Annotated in this window: 16 protein-coding genes; 12 read left to right on the top strand and 4 right to left on the bottom strand. The window is 64.0% G+C overall.

The features are described from left to right. Nucleotides 1-2 precede the first annotated feature (2 nt). The 6 genes from JJE66_RS18155 to JJE66_RS18130 all read left to right on the top strand — a co-directional run bounded on the left by JJE66_RS18155 (nt 3) and on the right by JJE66_RS18130 (nt 3,671). Entirely contained in the window at nt 3-218 is a 216-nt protein-coding gene (locus JJE66_RS18155) for a hypothetical protein (RefSeq protein WP_200515676.1), read from the top strand. Further along, nucleotides 215-412 (top strand): hypothetical protein, encoded by a 198-nt coding sequence (locus JJE66_RS18150; protein WP_200515675.1) that lies wholly within the window; start codon nt 215-217, stop codon nt 410-412. Before JJE66_RS18155 ends, JJE66_RS18150 begins: the two co-directional genes overlap by 4 nt. 134 nt (nt 413-546) lie before the next feature. Beyond that, the gene (glp, locus tag JJE66_RS18145) at nt 547-1,758 is read left to right on the top strand and encodes a gephyrin-like molybdotransferase Glp (protein ID WP_200515674.1); all 1,212 of its coding nucleotides are present in this window, start codon (nt 547-549) and stop codon (nt 1,756-1,758) included. 176 nt (nt 1,759-1,934) lie between these two features. Next, nucleotides 1,935-2,636 (top strand): transcriptional repressor LexA, encoded by a 702-nt coding sequence (gene lexA / locus JJE66_RS18140; RefSeq protein ID WP_200515673.1) that lies wholly within the window; start codon nt 1,935-1,937, stop codon nt 2,634-2,636. 199 nt (nt 2,637-2,835) lie between these two features. Continuing rightward, a complete protein-coding gene (locus JJE66_RS18135; RefSeq protein ID WP_200515672.1) occupies nt 2,836-3,039 on the top strand; it encodes a hypothetical protein in 204 nt (67 codons plus the stop codon). Between the two features lie 194 nt (nt 3,040-3,233). After that, nucleotides 3,234-3,671 carry a hypothetical protein gene (locus tag JJE66_RS18130; RefSeq protein ID WP_200515671.1) on the top strand — a complete coding sequence of 146 codons (438 nt, stop codon included), beginning with the start codon at nt 3,234-3,236 and terminating at the stop codon, nt 3,669-3,671. A gap of 69 nt (nt 3,672-3,740) precedes the next feature. Here JJE66_RS18130 and JJE66_RS18125 read toward each other — a convergent pair whose 3' ends face one another. From JJE66_RS18125 to JJE66_RS18110, 4 genes are all read right to left on the bottom strand, one after another. Then, nucleotides 3,741-6,032, bottom strand: coding sequence for a ComEC/Rec2 family competence protein (locus JJE66_RS18125; protein WP_200515670.1), 2,292 nt, complete (start codon nt 6,030-6,032; stop codon nt 3,741-3,743). Nucleotides 6,033-6,127: 95 nt separating this feature from the next. After that, nucleotides 6,128-6,361, bottom strand: coding sequence for a DUF2171 domain-containing protein (locus tag JJE66_RS18120; RefSeq protein ID WP_200515669.1), 234 nt, complete (start codon nt 6,359-6,361; stop codon nt 6,128-6,130). A 90-nt stretch (nt 6,362-6,451) separates the two neighbouring features. Next, nucleotides 6,452-6,838, bottom strand: a complete 387-nt coding sequence (locus tag JJE66_RS18115) for a nuclear transport factor 2 family protein (protein ID WP_200515668.1) — start codon at nt 6,836-6,838, stop codon at nt 6,452-6,454. A gap of 9 nt (nt 6,839-6,847) precedes the next feature. Then, nucleotides 6,848-8,524 carry a glutamine--tRNA ligase/YqeY domain fusion protein gene (locus tag JJE66_RS18110; RefSeq protein WP_200515667.1) on the bottom strand — a complete coding sequence of 559 codons (1,677 nt, stop codon included), beginning with the start codon at nt 8,522-8,524 and terminating at the stop codon, nt 6,848-6,850. A 156-nt stretch (nt 8,525-8,680) separates the two neighbouring features. On the opposite strand from JJE66_RS18110, the gene gltX reads away from it, so the two are divergent. The 6 genes from gltX to JJE66_RS18080 all read left to right on the top strand — a co-directional run bounded on the left by gltX (nt 8,681) and on the right by JJE66_RS18080 (nt 16,139). Next, on the top strand, nt 8,681-10,108 hold the full coding sequence (gene gltX, locus JJE66_RS18105) for a glutamate--tRNA ligase (protein ID WP_200515666.1): 1,428 nt from the start codon (nt 8,681-8,683) through the stop codon (nt 10,106-10,108). 157 nt (nt 10,109-10,265) lie between these two features. Beyond that, complete coding sequence (gene gltA, locus JJE66_RS18100) at nt 10,266-11,570, top strand: citrate synthase (protein WP_200515665.1); 1,305 nt, start codon at nt 10,266-10,268, stop codon at nt 11,568-11,570. Nucleotides 11,571-11,848: 278 nt separating this feature from the next. Then, nucleotides 11,849-13,027, top strand: coding sequence for an ROK family transcriptional regulator (locus tag JJE66_RS18095; protein ID WP_200518560.1), 1,179 nt, complete (start codon nt 11,849-11,851; stop codon nt 13,025-13,027). Between the two features lie 58 nt (nt 13,028-13,085). Then, nucleotides 13,086-14,372 (top strand): ABC transporter substrate-binding protein, encoded by a 1,287-nt coding sequence (locus JJE66_RS18090; protein WP_200515664.1) that lies wholly within the window; start codon nt 13,086-13,088, stop codon nt 14,370-14,372. Continuing rightward, on the top strand, nt 14,369-15,289 hold the full coding sequence (locus JJE66_RS18085; protein WP_200515663.1) for a carbohydrate ABC transporter permease: 921 nt from the start codon (nt 14,369-14,371) through the stop codon (nt 15,287-15,289). The genes JJE66_RS18090 and JJE66_RS18085 overlap by 4 nt, the downstream gene beginning before the upstream one ends. Continuing rightward, nucleotides 15,282-16,139: a carbohydrate ABC transporter permease gene (locus JJE66_RS18080; protein ID WP_200515662.1), complete on the top strand. Its 858-nt coding sequence runs from the start codon at nt 15,282-15,284 to the stop codon at nt 16,137-16,139. Before JJE66_RS18085 ends, JJE66_RS18080 begins: the two co-directional genes overlap by 8 nt. Nucleotides 16,140-16,146 lie beyond the last annotated feature (7 nt).

Genomic DNA, 16,146 nt, shown 5'->3' with positions numbered 1-16,146 from the left:
ACGTGTTGGGCAAAACCTACCTCACCAAGCAGGCCTCCCTGCTGATGAAATTCGCCAGAACCACATCGGATTCTGAGCTTTCCGCAAAACTGATCAGCAAGGCCGCCGACCTGAAATCCCAGGCCGATCCGCTGCCGGACAAGGATCAGGGGCCCAGGGCGCCGGACGTCGCGGAAGACGGAGACCCAAAAAGAGGGAGTCCGATAGCGCCGTCGTGAGCCCCGGCCCGGCGCCTCGGCGCAACTCGAAGCCTTGCCCGCGCTACGGCTTCGACCGCGCCGAAGCCGCCTTCGCTCTCGATATCGTCAAGAACTGCGGCCGCAGGGCCGCCGCGGAACGACTCGCTATCACCGACGGAGCCGCACGCAGCCATCTGTCGAAGATTTTTGACGAGACCGGCGTGAGCCGGTAGGCCGATCTGGTGCGCTGTTGTTACAGAAGTAGCTGGATTCAGCACACGCTTATCCATTTTGCCTCAACGCGCGCACTCGGCTAGAACGCTTGCCGCAACCCGATATCTGCGTTGCCCAAGCTGGAGCTTTTACCGTGGCCCTCATGCCGGTTTCTGACGCGCTTGCCGCGGTGCTCGCGGGTGCGGAGCCGCGGCCTGAGGAAACGATCGCCCTCGATGAAGCCTTCCATCGCGTGCTCGCGTGCGACGTCGCGGCGCGGCGGACGCAACCGCCCGAGGCGATGTCGGCGATGGATGGCTATGCCGTCCGCGCGGCCGACGCGGCCAGGGTCGATGCACAGCTCACCGTCATCGGCGAGGTCGCGGCCGGCCGCCCATTTGCAGGAACGGTCGGCGCCGGCGAGGCCGTGCGGATCTTCACCGGTGGCGTCGTTCCCGACGGCGCTGACGCCGTTGTGATCCAGGAGGACACCGTCGCAGACGGCAAGCGCATCACCATCAAGGAAGCCGCCGTCACCGGCCGGCACATCCGTCCCGCCGGCATCGACTTCTCCGAGGGTGACGTGCTCCTGCGCAAGGGCGCCCGGCTGACCGAGCGCGACCTCGCGCTCGCCGCCGGCATGAATTATCCGCAGCTTGCAGTTCGCCGCCGTCCAAAGGTCGCGATTCTCGCGACCGGCGACGAGCTGGTGATGCCGGGCAGTACGCCCGGCCATGGCCAGATCGTCTATTCCAACGGCTACGCCCTGCATGCCCTCGCCCGCAGCGAAGGCGCTGACACCATCGACCTCGGGGTCGCCGCCGACACGCTGTCGGCCACCACCGCCGGCATCCGCCGCGCGCGCGCGACCGGCGCCGACATCCTGATCACGACGGGGGGCGCCTCGGTCGGCGACCACGATCTGGTGCAGCAGGCGCTGAGGGATGAAGGCATCTCGATGGCGTTCTGGAAGATCGCGATGCGGCCGGGCAAGCCGATGATGAACGGGCAACTCGGCGCCATGCGCGTGATCGGCCTGCCCGGCAATCCCGTGTCATCCTACGTTTGCGGTTTCCTGTTCCTGGTGCCGCTGATTCGCGCGCTGTCAGGCCGTTCGGTGGTTCACCATCGTCGCGAACGCGCCGTGCTCGGCCGCGCTGTCGGCGCCAACGACCAGCGCGAGGATTATCTTCGCGCGCGCCTCGATGTGCGCGATGACGGCACGCTCGTCGCCCTTCCCGTCGATCACCAGGATTCCTCGCTGCTTGCGAATCTCGCTGCGGCACAGGCACTTCTCGTCCGCGTGCCGTTCGCACCGAAGGCCGAAGCCGGCACGCCATGCGAGGTGCTGCGACTGCCCGCCTGATCGCCTCGTTCGCATGCGTTCCGCGAACTTTGCCGCGTTCACGGTAAATTAAGCAGTTGCGGAACATGTATCGAACATATAGTGTCCGTTCATGATTTGTTTCGAGCGTGTAGCGGCTTATTGCCGAATTCAGCGTCTCGGAATCGGACGACATCAACCGGGGGATTTTGGTCGAGATGCTAACGCGCAAACAATACGAGCTCCTGCGATTCATCAGCGAACGGCTGAAGGAAAGCGGCGTGCCGCCCTCGTTCGACGAAATGAAGGACGCGCTCGATCTGCGCTCGAAATCGGGCATCCACCGCCTGATCACCGCGCTCGAGGAGCGCGGCTTCATCCGACGCCTGCCTAACCGCGCCCGCGCCATCGAGGTGATCAAGCTGCCGGAGCTCCAGGCCGCCGCCGGCACTCGCCGCGGCTTCACGCCGAGCGTGATCGAAGGTAATCTCGGCAAGGTGCGCACGACCTCCAGCCCGTCTATGGACGACGGCGAGCGTCCCGTCGCGGTGCCCGTGATGGGCCGGATCGCGGCCGGTACGCCGATCGAGGCCTTGCAGACCCGCAGCCACACCATCAGCGTCCCGCCGGACATGCTCGGCTCGGGCGAGCACTACGCGCTCGAAGTGCGCGGCGATTCGATGGTCGAGGCCGGCATCCTCGACGGTGATATGGCGCTGATCCAGCGCAACGAGAGCGCCGACACCGGCGATATCGTGGTCGCCTTGATCGACGACGAGGAGGCAACGCTCAAGCGCTTCCGCCGCCGCGGCGCCTCGATCGCGCTCGAGCCCGCGAACGCCGCCTATGAAGTCCGTATCTTGCCGCCCAACCGGGTGAAGATTCAGGGCAAGCTGATCGGGCTCTACCGCAAATACTGAGCCTCTAAATATTGAGCCTGTCGCGCGCCGCCCGCTGATGGCTGCGCCATAACGATCGGAGCGGACGATTGTCCGCTCCGGCTGGATAGTCTTTCTGATTTTGCACAGATTATCCGGCCACCTCTTCAGCGCTACATCCCCGGTATGCCGCACGGAGCAATTACCGCTTCGCAGGCCTTGAGAGACCGAGGAGACGACCATGCGCAAGATCATTTTGAGCACCGTCACGATGGCGCTGATCGCGTCATCCGCATCGCAAGCCTTCGCCGCGCAGCCGCAGCATCACGCCCGCAAGGCCGCGCAGGCGACGGGCGAGCAATTCCGCAACGCCCGAAACGCGGTCGAGCAGCAGACGCAACCGGCCTGGCAGTATTCGGGCTGGTCGGCACCTGCTGGCCGCTAAGGGAGCAGTTCGCCGAATGCACGGGAGCAGGTTTTGTTCCTCGTGCATTTGAAAAAGATATTGTGATGGCAGCGTGCGGACCTAAGCCGCAGATTTGCCCTCAACATGGCATATCATCGCAAGCTTCCACTCTGATAGAGGCCTGCGCCTCGGAGACAGAGGCGCGGGTTGCTATCCTGATTGAGGAGCACCCGATGTGTGACTACAGCCTGCATGCCGTCGCGACGCGTCCCGCAGAAGTCGGCGAGACGATCGTCACGACAACGTTTCGCGGCACCTCGACGCGCGGCTTCGCTTCCGAAGCCGACATGTCGGTCGCGGTCTGCCTGCTACCGGGAACGGAGCTCGCCTTCGCCGACAACGTCCGCTACGACAATCGCTGGATCTGGACGCGCACGATCAACTCGCGCGTCGGCAAGTTCGGCAAGATCGATCCGCACATTCCCGATCGCCATCACGACGCGATCGAATTCCCCGACGGCAAATACGTGCTGGTGACGCAGCTGGTCGAAGGCCAGCGCGCAACCGTGCTGCAACTGCCGGTCACGCAGCCGCTCAGCGAGCGTGAGAACAAGCCGCAGACCGTCGCCGACAATCGCCCGACCACCACGCGCCGCCTGCCGATCGGCTGACGCGCAGGTCTTGATCAGGCAGGTCTTGATCAGGCAGGTCTTGGTCAGGCAGGTCTTGGTCAGCAGGTCTTAGTCCTCGGCCTGGAGGTCGACCTCCGACGGCGTTGCGTCTTTTGAGCGCGGAGCTGCCGACCGTGGCATGAGGGTCAGCTCGAAATCTCCATCGCCGGCTGCCGCCGGCGACCAGGGGCGGTTTGCGCCTCTCGCTCTTACCGATTGAACCGCAAAACCGTCGCCGCGCCGGGTCAGCGCCAGCGCGCCCTGGCGCACGAGACGCGACCTATCGACCACCATTGCGGCGCAATCCGGCGGCGCCGGCCTTGCCGTCACCACCAGCGCAGCGCGACTGCAATCATCGGCCAGCGCATCGATGCGCAGTGCCAGCGCAATGATGCGACCGTCGGCGAGCGGCGTCACGCAACCGGACTCGTCGCACGACACGCCATCACTGAACGAGGCGCTGCCGGCGTCGCGCGGGTCAGCGTCCGCCGCGAGCCACTCCTTGAGCAGGAAATTGTCCTTGTTCGTCCTGATCAGATGCAGCTGCCCGTCCCGGCCCCGCACCGCGACGTTCTGGCCGTTACCGGCGATGAGAATGTCGGGTTGCCGCACCGACAGGCCCCAGACGATCGCCGCCACGAGCACGCATGCGCCCGACCAGCGCAGCGGCGTGCGCAACAAGCCCATCAGGATCAGGCCGAGGCTCGCTCCAATCAGCGGCGCGATGCCGAAGGCCGTAACATGGCCGACCGCGCCGGGTAGCGCGGCCACCCATCGCGTGACTGCGATCATCCAGTCGATGCCGATCCCCATCAGCCACCAGAACACGCCATCGAGCCCGAACGGCGCTGCGAGCAATCCCAACAGCCCGGCCGGCATCACCAGCGCCGAGACCACCGGCATCGCGCCGAGATTGGCGAGCACGCCGTAGGGCGTGACGCGGTGGAAATGGAAGGCGGCATAAGGCGTGGTCGCAAGCCCCGCGATCGTCGAGGCCATGAACAGCATCGCGATCTCGCGGCCGCCCCACAGCGCGATCCGTGCGGTCGTGGAATGATCGGGAGACGCGAACAGGTTCGGCATGCCGATCTGCACCAGCGCCACCAGCCCGAGCGTCGCGGCGTACGACATCTGGAAGCTCGGATGCACCAACGCTTCCGGCGCAACGGCGAGCACGATCAGCGCCGCCACCGCCAAGGTGCGGAACGTGATCGCCCTGCGATCGACCATCACCGCGATCAGCACCACCGCGGTCATGAAGAACGATCTCTGGGTTGCGACCTCCGCGCCCGAGAGCAGCAAATAGAAAGCGGACGCAAACAGCGCCGCGGCGGCCGACCATTTCTTGATAGGAAAGCCGACCGCCAATCCCGGGATCAACGCAAGCAGCGCGCGGACCACGAAGAAGACGACGCCGGCAACGACCGCCATGTGGTAGCCGGAGATCGACAAGACATGGCCGAGGCCGGAGATGAACATCGCATCGTTGACGGGCGTGGTGATTGCGTCGCGGCGCCCGGTCAGCAGCGCCGTCGCGATCGCGCGGTTGTCACCGTCGAGCCTGGCGCGGATACGCGCGTCGATCGCATCGCGCAGACCCTGCATGACAGCCGCATAGCGCAGCTGTAGCCCTCCGGCATCGGGCGGTGCGGTCGCTTTGATCGCTCCCATCACGAAGCCGGAGGCGCCGATGCCCTGGAAGAACATGTCGCGTGAAAAATCGTAGCTGCCCGGCCGGAGCGGCGCGAGCGGCGGCATCAGCCGCGCCTTCAGCTGCACAAAGCTGCCGACGTCGGGCGCGGTCCCCTTGCGCACCGAGAGGCGCACACGGTCGAGCTTCACGTCGCTGCGCTGCGCCTCCATCGCGGTGACGCGCAGCACGAAACGGTCGGTGCGCTCGCGGATGTCACGGGTCTCGACGAAACCCGACAGCGACACCGAATAAAGCGGCTTTGCCAGCACAATGTGCGCGATCCGTGCCGTCTTCCAGGTCGCCATGGCAAAACCCGCCACGACCGCTGCGATCATGATCGCGGGCGCGAACAGCCGGCTCCGCCGCAACAAGGCCGCGCCAAGCGCAAACACGAGCGCCGTCGCGGCAGCGACCCACAACACCGGCTCATGATCCGCGGCGAAGTAGAGCGCGATGCCGCTACCAAACGCCACGGGCACCCAGGGGAACAGCCGCCCGGCGCCGGCTTCGGCCTTTGCCCATTCGCGCAGCGTTTCGACAAATGCAGGCCAAAAGCCAAGGCCTGCCGGTACAAAGCCGCCGGCCGACGCGGTGCGGCCGCCGGGCCAAGTCCCCGCGATACCGCCTGCGCCCCCTTGGGACCGCACTGGCCGGCCCGGCTCCGCCATTCCCTGCACCTTACGATACGCGACGGGGGTGGAGGCTACCGGAACGTGCAGGAGCCCGAATAGCGGTACGAATCAGGAACGAACGGCTGCGGCCCCTACTTTTCCTCTTCCATCGTCACGGCGACATCCGCCTTGGCCGACAGCCGGACCTTGTTGCCTTCGATATCGGCCACAAGGCCCTTATCGATGAAGTGGTGGTGGCCCTTGTGGCTACCCTCGCCGCTGTCCTTCCTGGTCAGCTTGATGCGGTTGCCCTCGACCGTGTCGACCGTGCCGATATGGACGCCATCGGCACCGATGACTTCCATATGCTCTGCGATGTTCTGCATGGTGGGATCCTTGATTGGGGACCCACACAACGCACCGGAGGCGCGTTCGTTGCTTTCACAGGCATGACGATGCCGTGTGCCGCTCGCCTGTCAGATCAGCGGCGCCTTGGCCGAGGCATGGTGATTGACGATCTTCCAGTCGCCGTCCTCGCGTAGGATGACCCAGCTCATCTTGACGACGAGATCGGGGCGCTCGCCCGCGAGATCGAACGACACGATTGCCCCCATGTTGATGATGTCAGGGCCCGCGTGCGCGATCTGCACCTCGGAAAACACCGCGCTCGGCTTGCGCCAGCGCGGCAGGCCGTTGACATAATCCGCGACGCCGTCTCGGCCCCGGTAAAGCTTTGGATTGGAGCCGAACAAGAAAGCGTTCGTCGCATAGAGCGATGACAGCGCAGCCGCATCGAGCGTCGCAAAGCCGGCGCACCATTTCGCAATGATGGCGGAAACGATGGCGTCGGCTTCATTGCTCATTTTCGTTCCTTAGCCTTTGGCGACTTCCTTCGCAAACGTATCCCGCAGACCAATGGTCCGCGAAAACACCGGCTTGCCGGGCGTCGAGTCCTTGTCGCGCACGAAATAGCCCTGGCGCTCGAACTGCATCGGCTCGGTCGCATTGCTCTCGGCAACCGAAGCCTCGACTCGGGCATCGCTGAGGATCTCCAGCGACTGCGGATTGAGGTCGGCGGCAAAGTTCGAGGCGTCGGGGCTCGGATTTGCGAACAGCTGATTGTAGATGCGGATCTCCGCGGGCTTGGACGTCGCCGCAGGCAGCCAATGCATGGTCGCCTTGACCTTGCGGCCGTCAGGCGCATTGCCGCCCTTGGTCGCGGGGTCATAGGTGCAGCGCAGCTCCACCACCTCGCCGTTATCGTTCTTGATCACGCCGGTGCATTTGACGAAGTACGCATAGCGCAGCCGCACCTCGTTGCCGGGCGACAGGCGGAAGAACTTCTTCGGCGGGTTCTCCATGAAGTCGTCCTGCTCGATATAGAGCTCGCGACCGAACGTGATTTTCCGCGTACCCGCCGACGGATCGTCCGGATGGTTGATCGCCTCGAGCTCCTCGGTCTGCCCTTCTGGATAGTTCTCGATCACCACCTTGAGCGGCCGCAGCACGCCCATGCGCCGCTGCGACGTGCGGTTCAGCTCCTCGCGGATGCAGAATTCCAGCATGCCGATATCGACGACGCTGTTGGCCTTGGCCACGCCGATGCGCTTGACGAATTCGCGGAGTGCTGCCGGCGGCACGCCGCGGCGGCGCATGCCCGCCATGGTCGGCATGCGCGGATCGTCCCAGCCGGCGACGTGACCGTCGCGGACGAGCTGGGTCAGCACGCGCTTTGACAGCAGCGTGTAGGTCAAATTCAGCCGCGCCATTTCGTACTGATGTGGCTTCGACGGCACCGGCAGCTTTTCGATGAACCAGTCGTAGAGCGGACGGTGATCCTCGAACTCCAGCGTGCAGATCGAATGCGTGATGCCTTCGATGGCGTCCGACTGGCCGTGGGCATAATCGTAGCTCGGATAGATGCTCCACTTGGTCCCGGTGCGCGGGTGATGCGCATGCAGAATACGGTACAGTACGGGGTCTCGCAGATTGATGTTGCCCGAGGACATGTCGATCTTGGCCCGCAGCACGCGCGCGCCGTTCGGGAATTCGCCGGCTTTCATACGGCGGAACAGGTCGAGATTTTCGTCCACGCTCCGGTCGCGGAACGGCGAGTTCTTGCCCGGCTCCGTCAGCGTGCCGCGCGACAGCCGGATTTCCTCCTGGCTCTGGTCGTCGACATACGCGAGCCCGTCGCGGATCAGCTTCTCGGCCCATTCGTAGAGGCGGTCGAAATAGTCCGAGGCGAAGAACAGGTTCTTACCCCAGTCGAAGCCGAGCCAGTGCACGTCGGCCTGGATGGAATCGATATATTCCTGCTCTTCCTTGACCGGGTTGGTGTCGTCGAAGCGCAGATGGCAGCGGCCCGGAAACTCCTGGGCGATGCCGAAATTCAGTGCGATCGACTTGGCGTGGCCGATATGAAGGTAGCCGTTCGGCTCCGGCGGGAACCGGGTCACGATCTCCTTGTACTTGGCCTGATCGAGGTCGGCCTGGATGATGTCACGAATGAAATCGCGCCCAACCTCGTTCGCCACCGGTTCTGTCATTACGAAAATCCTGTAGGGAAATCAGCGGCCCTTCTGCCAAATTTGCTTGGCTGAGCCAAGGGCTTAAGCAAGGCCCTGAGCGGTCCGCTGCCGGGCTTTAGTTATGCTCCGGTCCTGTTATATACCACCGCCTCCAATGCATAGGCCCTGCCAAGAATGACCGATTCCGTCGTCACCCGCTTTGCTCCCTCGCCCACCGGCTTCCTCCATATCGGGGGCGCCCGCACGGCGCTGTTCAATTGGCTCTATGCAAAGAAGCACGGCGGCAAGATGCTGCTCCGGATCGAGGACACCGACCGGGAGCGCTCCACCGAGGCTGCGATCGGCGCGATTTTGGACGGGCTGAAATGGCTGGAGCTCGGCTGGGATGGCGACGTCATCTACCAGTTCAGCCGCGCCGCCCGCCACCGCGAAGTCGCCGAACAGCTGCTTGCCGACGGCAAGGCCTATCGTTGCTACGCCACCGCCGAGGAGCTCACCGCCATGCGCGAGAAGGCGCGGGCCGAGGGCCGCACCCGCCTCTATGACGGCCTCTGGCGCGACCGCGATCCCGCAACGGCGCCGTCCGACGTCAAGCCGACCATCCGTCTGCGCGCGCCGCAGACCGGCGAGACCGTGATCGAGGACCAGGTGCAGGGCCGCGTGGTCTGGCAGAACGAGAACCTCGACGACCTCGTCCTGCTGCGCGGCGATGGCAATCCGACCTACATGCTCGCGGTGGTCGTGGACGACCACGACATGGGCGTCACCCACGTCATCCGTGGCGACGACCATTTGATCAACGCCGCGCGCCAGAAGCAGATCTACGATGCGATGGGCTGGGCGTTGCCGAGCATGTCCCACATCCCGCTGATCCACGGTCCGGACGGCTCAAAACTGTCGAAGCGGCACGGCGCGCTCGGCGTCGATGCCTACCGCGCCATGGGGTACCTCCCGGCCGCGCTGCGCAACTATCTCGTCCGGCTCGGCTGGAGCCATGGCGATCAGGAGATCTTCTCGACCGAGGAGATGATTGCGGCGTTCGACCTCGCCAGCGTCGGGCGCGGCGCGGCGCGGTTCGATTTCGCCAAGCTGGAAAACCTCAACGGCCACTACATTCGCCACGCCGACGATCAATCACTCGTGAAGGCGTTCGAGGACGTGCTCGACCACGTCGTGCCCGCCCGCGACGAGATTAAGGCCAAGTTGAACGATGCCACGCGGGCACAGCTGCTGAAGGCCATGCCGGCCCTGAAGGAGCGCGCCAAGACCCTGATCGAACTGATCGACAGCGCCTATTTCATCTTCGCCGACCGGCCGTTGCAGCTCGATCCCAAGGCAGCAGCCCTGCTGACGCCTGAGAACCGCAAGTTGATCGGCCAGCTTCATTCCGCACTGGAGAATGTCGAGACCTGGAGCGCGGCCAATGCCGAGGCCGCGCTGCGCGCATTTGCCGAGGAAAATAGCCTCAAGCTCGGCGCGGTGGCGCAGCCACTGCGGGCCGCGCTGACGGGTCGGTCGACATCGCCTGGTATATTTGAGGTTTTGGACGTGCTGGGACGCGCGGAGAGTTTAGGCCGGCTTAAGGATCAGGCCAAGGACTAGGCTACGACGTAAGTCGAGCATGCGGGGCGCCATCTTGCAGCGCACACAGCAATAATATACCCATCTTGACCGTACCTTCTGGAATATCCGGCCTGCCCCACGATCTCAACGGGGCCTTCCGGGTCCGGCCCGTTTCACCTTACATCGGGGACCTCTGATGGACGCACAATCAAGCAATAAGACCGCCACGCTGACGGTCGGAAACAAGAACTACGATCTCCCGATCCACAGCGGCAGCGTCGGGCCTGACGTCATCGATATCGGCAAGCTGTACGGCCAGTCCGGGCTGTTCACCTACGATCCCGGCTTCACCTCCACCGCGAGTTGCCAGTCCAAGATCACCTATATCGACGGCGACGCGGGCGTGCTGGAATACCGCGGCTATCCGATCGAGCAGCTCGCCGAGAACGGCGACTTCCTCGAGACCTGCTATCTCCTGCTGTTCGGGGAGCTGCCGACCGCCGCGCAGAAGAAGGATTTCGACGACCGCGTGATCCATCACACGATGGTGCACGAGCAGATGGCCCGCTTCTTCCAGGGCTTCCGCCGCGACGCACATCCGATGGCGGTGATGGTGGCGTCCGTTGGCGCGCTTGCCGCGTTCTATCACGACTCCACCGACATCAACGATCCGAAGCAGCGCATGATCGCCTCCATGCGTATGATCGCGAAGATCCCGACGCTGGCGGCGATGGCCTACAAGTACACGGTCGGCCAGCCCTTCGTGTATCCGAAGAACTCGCTCTCCTTCGCCGAGAACTTCCTCAACATGTGCTTCGCCGTGCCGTGCGAGGAGTACAAGATCAACCCGGTGCTCGCTGACGCGCTGGACAAGATCTTCATCCTGCATGCCGACCACGAGCAGAATGCCTCGACCTCGACGGTGCGCATCGCCGGCTCCTCCGGCGCCAACCCGTTCGCCTGCATCGCCGCCGGCATCGCCTGCCTCTGGGGCCCGGCGCATGGCGGCGCCAACGAAGCCGCGCTGGCGATGCTCGCCGAGATCGGCAGCGTGGACAAGATCCCCGAGTTCATCGCCAAGGTGAAGGACAAGAACTCGGAAGTCCGGCTGATGGGCTTCGGTCACCGCGTCTACAAGAACTATGATCCGCGCGCCAAAATCATGCAAAAGATGTGTCACGCCGTGCTCAAGGAGACCGGCCATGGCGACGATCCGATGCTGAAGGTGGCGCTCGAGCTTGAGAAGATCGCGCTCAGCGACCAGTACTTCATCGACCGCAAGCTCTACCCGAACGTCGACTTCTATTCGGGCATCACGCTGAAGGCGATGGGCTTCCCGGTTTCGATGTTCACCGTGCTGTTCGCGGTCGCCCGCACCGTCGGCTGGATCAGCCAGTGGAGCGAGATGATTGAGGACCCGCAGCAGAAGATCGGCCGTCCGCGGCAGCTCTACACCGGCGTCACCAAGCGCGACTACGTGGCGATCAAGGATCGCAAGTAGGCCTTCAGCCATCACGGCCTCTCAAGCGGCGCCATCTCACGATGGCGCCGCTTTTGTTTGCGCGGACGCGTAGGGTGGGTTAGCCGAAGGCGTAACCCACCAACTTCGTTCGGCAAATACGGAAGAGGATGGTGGGTTACGCTTCGCTAAACCACCCTACGAACCGCCCGATCTTGCTGCCGCGCACAACAACAAATCGAGACATCGCGCGCCAAGCGCCTTGACAGTCGAAACGCTCTGCGCGCAAATTCTTACTCTAAGTAAGAATGACGACAGGGATGGAAATGCCGGAGCAGCCGAGAAGTCGGCGGCAGACGCGCGCTGCCATTTTGACTCATTTGCTCCAATCGGGCGGCTCGTTCCGGCCGCCGCTGGCGCGAGCCGTGCGCCTTTCTGAGGCAAGCCTGTCGCGCATCCTGTTCGACCTGAAGGCCGAAGGCCTGATCGAGGAAGTGCGGCGCCCCGCCCCTTACGTCGGCGGCCCGACGGGTCTCGTGTCGCTCGACGGCACGGTGGCGCTTGCGGCCCTCGAGCTGACCGGTCAATGGCTCAGCGTCGGCGTTGGCAGCCTGTCGGGCGAGCTGCATTACACCGAGCGTGTGCCGCTTCCGAAGAAGCCGACCGTCGAATCCGTCGGCCGGGTGTTCGGCGAAGCGCTGGCCTTGCTGCGCGACTGGACGCGGCGGCGACGCATCAGGCTCGCGCAGTTCGGCATCACCATTCCGGGCCTCGGCCGCCTGAGCGAGTTCGGCAACCCGATCATTCCTTGCGACGTCGAACGCATCGGCGGCAAGTTCGGCGAGCTATTCGCTGGCGTCCCCGTCGCCTTCACCAATTCGGTGGTGGCGCATGCCATCTTCCATCGTTGCCGCACGGAAAACTATCCGTTCAGCGATGCGCATCTGTTCGTCTTCGTCGGGCAGGGCGTCGCCGGGGCCTGGATCGACGATCCGATCGAGGATGACGCGCTCCAGCCGGTCGAACTCGGCCACATGGTATTCGGAAGTGACGGCCCCCGTTGCCGCTGCGGCCATCACGGCTGCGTCGAAGCCTATACGTCGCTGCCGGCGCTGGCCGAGCTGCTGTGCGTCACCGAAGCAGAATTGCTTCAGCTCGGCAGCGAATGGGTGACAACGATTTCGCTCAAAGCGCGGGTCCGCCAGGAGCTGCGCCAGCGGCTCTTCAGGCTTGGCCTCGGCATCGGCAACACATTGAACGTCAAGCCATGCCGCGGCGTTGTCGTCAGCGGCTGGCCGTCGCTGCTCGCTGAGGACGATCGAAAGGCCGTCATCGACGGCATCGATGCGTGTCTGTTGGGTGGCCGGACATTGGCGCAGGTGTCGCTCGCCTTCGTCCCGCCCTCGGTGGGCAACGATCCGCAGGCCGCGCTCGCTTTCGCCGCGTTCTGCCTGGCCAGAAGCGGCGGCATGCCGGCCGTATCGACGGAGGCTGCCTGAAATCGCCTGATGCCGCGCGGCTCTCGCGCGAAAGAGTTCACACCCGGGAGGAACTGCCATGCCGATCACCACAACAAGGCGTCGTCTGCTCGCTGGATCCGCTGCCGCGCTTGCGCTACCGGCCTTTGCCCGCGCGCAAGCTGCGGTCAAGCCGCGCCTGACCGTGATCTCGCAATGGTCCGCGGGCAGTGATGGAGCGGCCATCACCGCGCTCGGCAAGAAATTCGAGGAGAAAGGCGGCGTCTGGCAGCACTCGCCCGTTCCCGGCTTCACCACGGAGATGATGAACAAGCTGCGCGCCCAGATCATCGCCGGCGATCCGCCGGCCTGCTCCCAGCTCAAGGGTCCCGAAATTGCAGCGTGGTCGAAGATTGCACCGACCGTCGATCTCGACGCCGTGGTCGCCGCCGCCGGCTACGAAAAGGTGGTCGCGCCAGACCTCGCAAAATTGCACAAGCCGGGCGGCAAGTGGATTGCGCTGCCGTTGCAGATCTACGGCACCAACATGCTGTTTCTCTCCAAACGCGCGATGGACAAGGCCAAGGCCGACAAGATCCCCGTCACTTGGGCCGACTTCAACGCACTTGCCGAAAGGATGAAAGCGAGCGGCATCACCTATCCCATCGCCAATGGCGGCACCCGCCCCGACGATGGACAGAAATTCGAGGCCTCGCTCGCCGGCATCAGTCCGGCTGTATACCGCGCAGCCATTATGAACCTCGACAAGAAGGCCCTGGAGGGCCCTGAGGTCAAGGCGGCCTTCGCGCAGACGCGCAAGATCGCCGACTGGTGTGACCCCAATGTCGGCGCCCAACCCTATGCCACCAATCTGAAGCGCTTCGTCGACGGCGACATGGGCATGCTGATCATGGGCGGCTGGGCCCAGGGCGTTTTGAAAAACGCCGGCTTCAAGTTCGACGACTACACCATCACGCCGGGCCCCAGCGACAATGGCAAGCCGGTTTTCCTGTTGAACGCCGACGCCTTCATCTTCTGGCGGCGCAAGGAGGCCGATCTTCAGGCCGGCCAGATGTTGATGGCGCAGCTCGTGATGGATCCGGCGATCCAGACCATGTACTCGCAGATCACGGGATCGATCCCCGTGCGCACCGACGTCGATCTGTCCGGTGAAGGCTGGTCGGACGGTCAACGGCGCACCGCTGCAGCTCTGAAAGACGCTGTCGCGAGCAACCAGGCGGTGCTTAGCCTCGCGCATAACATGGCCCAGGAAAACGGCCTGACCGCCGCGATGATCGACGTGATCACCGAGTACGTGAAGAACAAGACGATCAAGCCGGAGGAGGCGGTCACCCGCCTCGCCGAGGCCGTCGAGGGCGCACGTTGACCAACGCCGTCTCGACAGCAGCGCGGCCGGCGACCTCTGAAATGGTGCGCCGGCTGCCGGAATATCTGATGATCTGGGTGCCGCTGCTGTTGTCCGCAGCGCACCTCATTTCGTTTTCGATCTGGACGATCTGGATTTCGTTCACGCCATCCACCCTTATTCCGGTCTCGGGCTGGGTGGGCTTTCACAACTACGCCTCGGTCCTGTCGAGCCGGAATTGGCAGATCGCCTTCGACAATCTGCTGCTGTTCGGCATTGCCTTTGTGTTGCTGAGCTTGATCACCGGCCTCGTGCTCGCGATCTTGCTCGATCAACGCATTCGCGGCGAGAACGTGCTGCGGACCATCTTCCTGTACCCACTGGCGGTGTCGTTCGTCGTCACCGGCACGGTCTGGAGCTGGCTGCTCAATCCCGGCATCGGAATCGAGAAGCTCGCCCATGACCTCGGCTGGGCCTCTTTCCACTTCGACTGGCTGGTCAACCGCGACATGGCGATCTGGACGATCGTGATTGCTGCGGTCTGGCAATCCTCAGGCTTTGCCATGGCGCTCTTCCTGGCCGGCCTTCGCTCCGTCGACGGCGACATCATCAGGGCTGCGCAGATCGACGGCGCCGGACCGATCCGAACCTATTGGCGCGTCATTCTGCCGACGCTTTGGCCGATCACCATCACCGTCGTCGTGATCCAGCTGCAATTTGCGATCTCGGCCTTCGACCTCGTCCGCGCGCTCACCAACGGCGGGCCCGGGATCGCGACCCAGCTGCCGGCCCTTGTCGTCTACGATTTGATGTTCCAGCGCAGCCAGCTCGGCCGGGGTGCGGCGGCGGCGGTGCTCATGTTGCTCATCCTGCTCGCGGTGCTGCTGCCCTATGCGGCGTGGCGTTACGTCCAGCGACGGCAGGCCACCCATGCGTGACCGAAGCTTCGCGCCGAGCCGCATTCTGATCTATCTCGTCGTCTCATTGTTCGCGGCAGCCTATCTCGCGCCCCTGATTGTTGTCCTGCTGAACTCGCTCCGTACCAACGAGGAGATCGCGCAGGGGTCGATGATCGGCTGGCCGCAGCATTTGGCCTGGAGCAACTACCTTATGGCCTGGAGCGGCTTCTGCGTCGCCGAGACCTGCGCCGGCATCCGGCCGTACATGCTGAACTCCGCGCTCATCACGATCCCCGCGACGATCTTTTCGACCTTGCTCGGTGCTGTCGCCGGTTACGCTGTGTCGCTCTGGCGCTTTCGCGGCGACAACTGGATCTACGGCATCGTAACCCTCGGCCTCTTCCTTCCCCAGCAGATGCGCCTGCTGCCCTGGACCATCGTGCTGCGGGACATCGGTCTCATTAACACGCTGACGGGGCTCGTGCTGATTCACACGATCCAGGGCCTTTCCTTCACCGTCCTGTTCTGCCGAAATTACTATATCGCCATTCCACATGAACTGATCAGGGCCGCTCGCATCGACGGCGCGGGGTTCTTTCGTATTTTCTGGCGCATCATTCTGCCGATCTCGTCTCCCATCCTGATCGTCACCGTGATCTGGCAATTCACCCATATCTGGAACGAGTTCCTCTATGGCGTGACATTCACGACCGGCCAGCAGCAGCCCGTGACCGCCGCACTCATCGCGCTCTCCGCCGCGATCGCGGATATCCCGCAGCATGGCGTGCAGAGCGCGGCGGTGATCATCGCGGCGCTGCCTACCTTGCTGATCTATCTCCTCGGCGGCAGGTATTTCGTACGCGGCCTCACTGCCGGGGCCGTGAAATGATGGATTT

The organism is Bradyrhizobium diazoefficiens (genome assembly GCF_016612535.1).
GTDB lineage: Bacteria > Pseudomonadota > Alphaproteobacteria > Rhizobiales > Xanthobacteraceae > Bradyrhizobium > Bradyrhizobium diazoefficiens_C.
This window is presented reverse-complemented; position numbering and strand designations above follow the sequence as displayed.

Excerpts from the sequence above, each read along its gene's own strand:
- JJE66_RS18120 (WP_200515669.1), bottom strand. The coding sequence starts at position 6,361 with ATGCAGAACATCGCAGAGCATATGGAAGTCATCGGTGCCGATGGCGTC.
- JJE66_RS18135 (WP_200515672.1), top strand. The coding sequence starts at position 2,836 with ATGCGCAAGATCATTTTGAGCACCGTCACGATGGCGCTGATCGCGTCA.
- JJE66_RS18115 (WP_200515668.1), bottom strand. The coding sequence starts at position 6,838 with ATGAGCAATGAAGCCGACGCCATCGTTTCCGCCATCATTGCGAAATGG.
- JJE66_RS18095 (WP_200518560.1), top strand. The coding sequence starts at position 11,849 with ATGGAAATGCCGGAGCAGCCGAGAAGTCGGCGGCAGACGCGCGCTGCC.
- JJE66_RS18130 (WP_200515671.1), top strand. The coding sequence starts at position 3,234 with ATGTGTGACTACAGCCTGCATGCCGTCGCGACGCGTCCCGCAGAAGTC.
- JJE66_RS18110 (WP_200515667.1), bottom strand. The coding sequence starts at position 8,524 with ATGACAGAACCGGTGGCGAACGAGGTTGGGCGCGATTTCATTCGTGAC.
- JJE66_RS18125 (WP_200515670.1), bottom strand. The coding sequence starts at position 6,032 with ATGGCGGAGCCGGGCCGGCCAGTGCGGTCCCAAGGGGGCGCAGGCGGT.
- lexA (WP_200515673.1), top strand. The coding sequence starts at position 1,935 with ATGCTAACGCGCAAACAATACGAGCTCCTGCGATTCATCAGCGAACGG.
- gltA (WP_200515665.1), top strand. The coding sequence starts at position 10,266 with ATGGACGCACAATCAAGCAATAAGACCGCCACGCTGACGGTCGGAAAC.
- gltX (WP_200515666.1), top strand. The coding sequence starts at position 8,681 with ATGACCGATTCCGTCGTCACCCGCTTTGCTCCCTCGCCCACCGGCTTC.
- JJE66_RS18090 (WP_200515664.1), top strand. The coding sequence starts at position 13,086 with ATGCCGATCACCACAACAAGGCGTCGTCTGCTCGCTGGATCCGCTGCC.
- JJE66_RS18080 (WP_200515662.1), top strand. The coding sequence starts at position 15,282 with ATGCGTGACCGAAGCTTCGCGCCGAGCCGCATTCTGATCTATCTCGTC.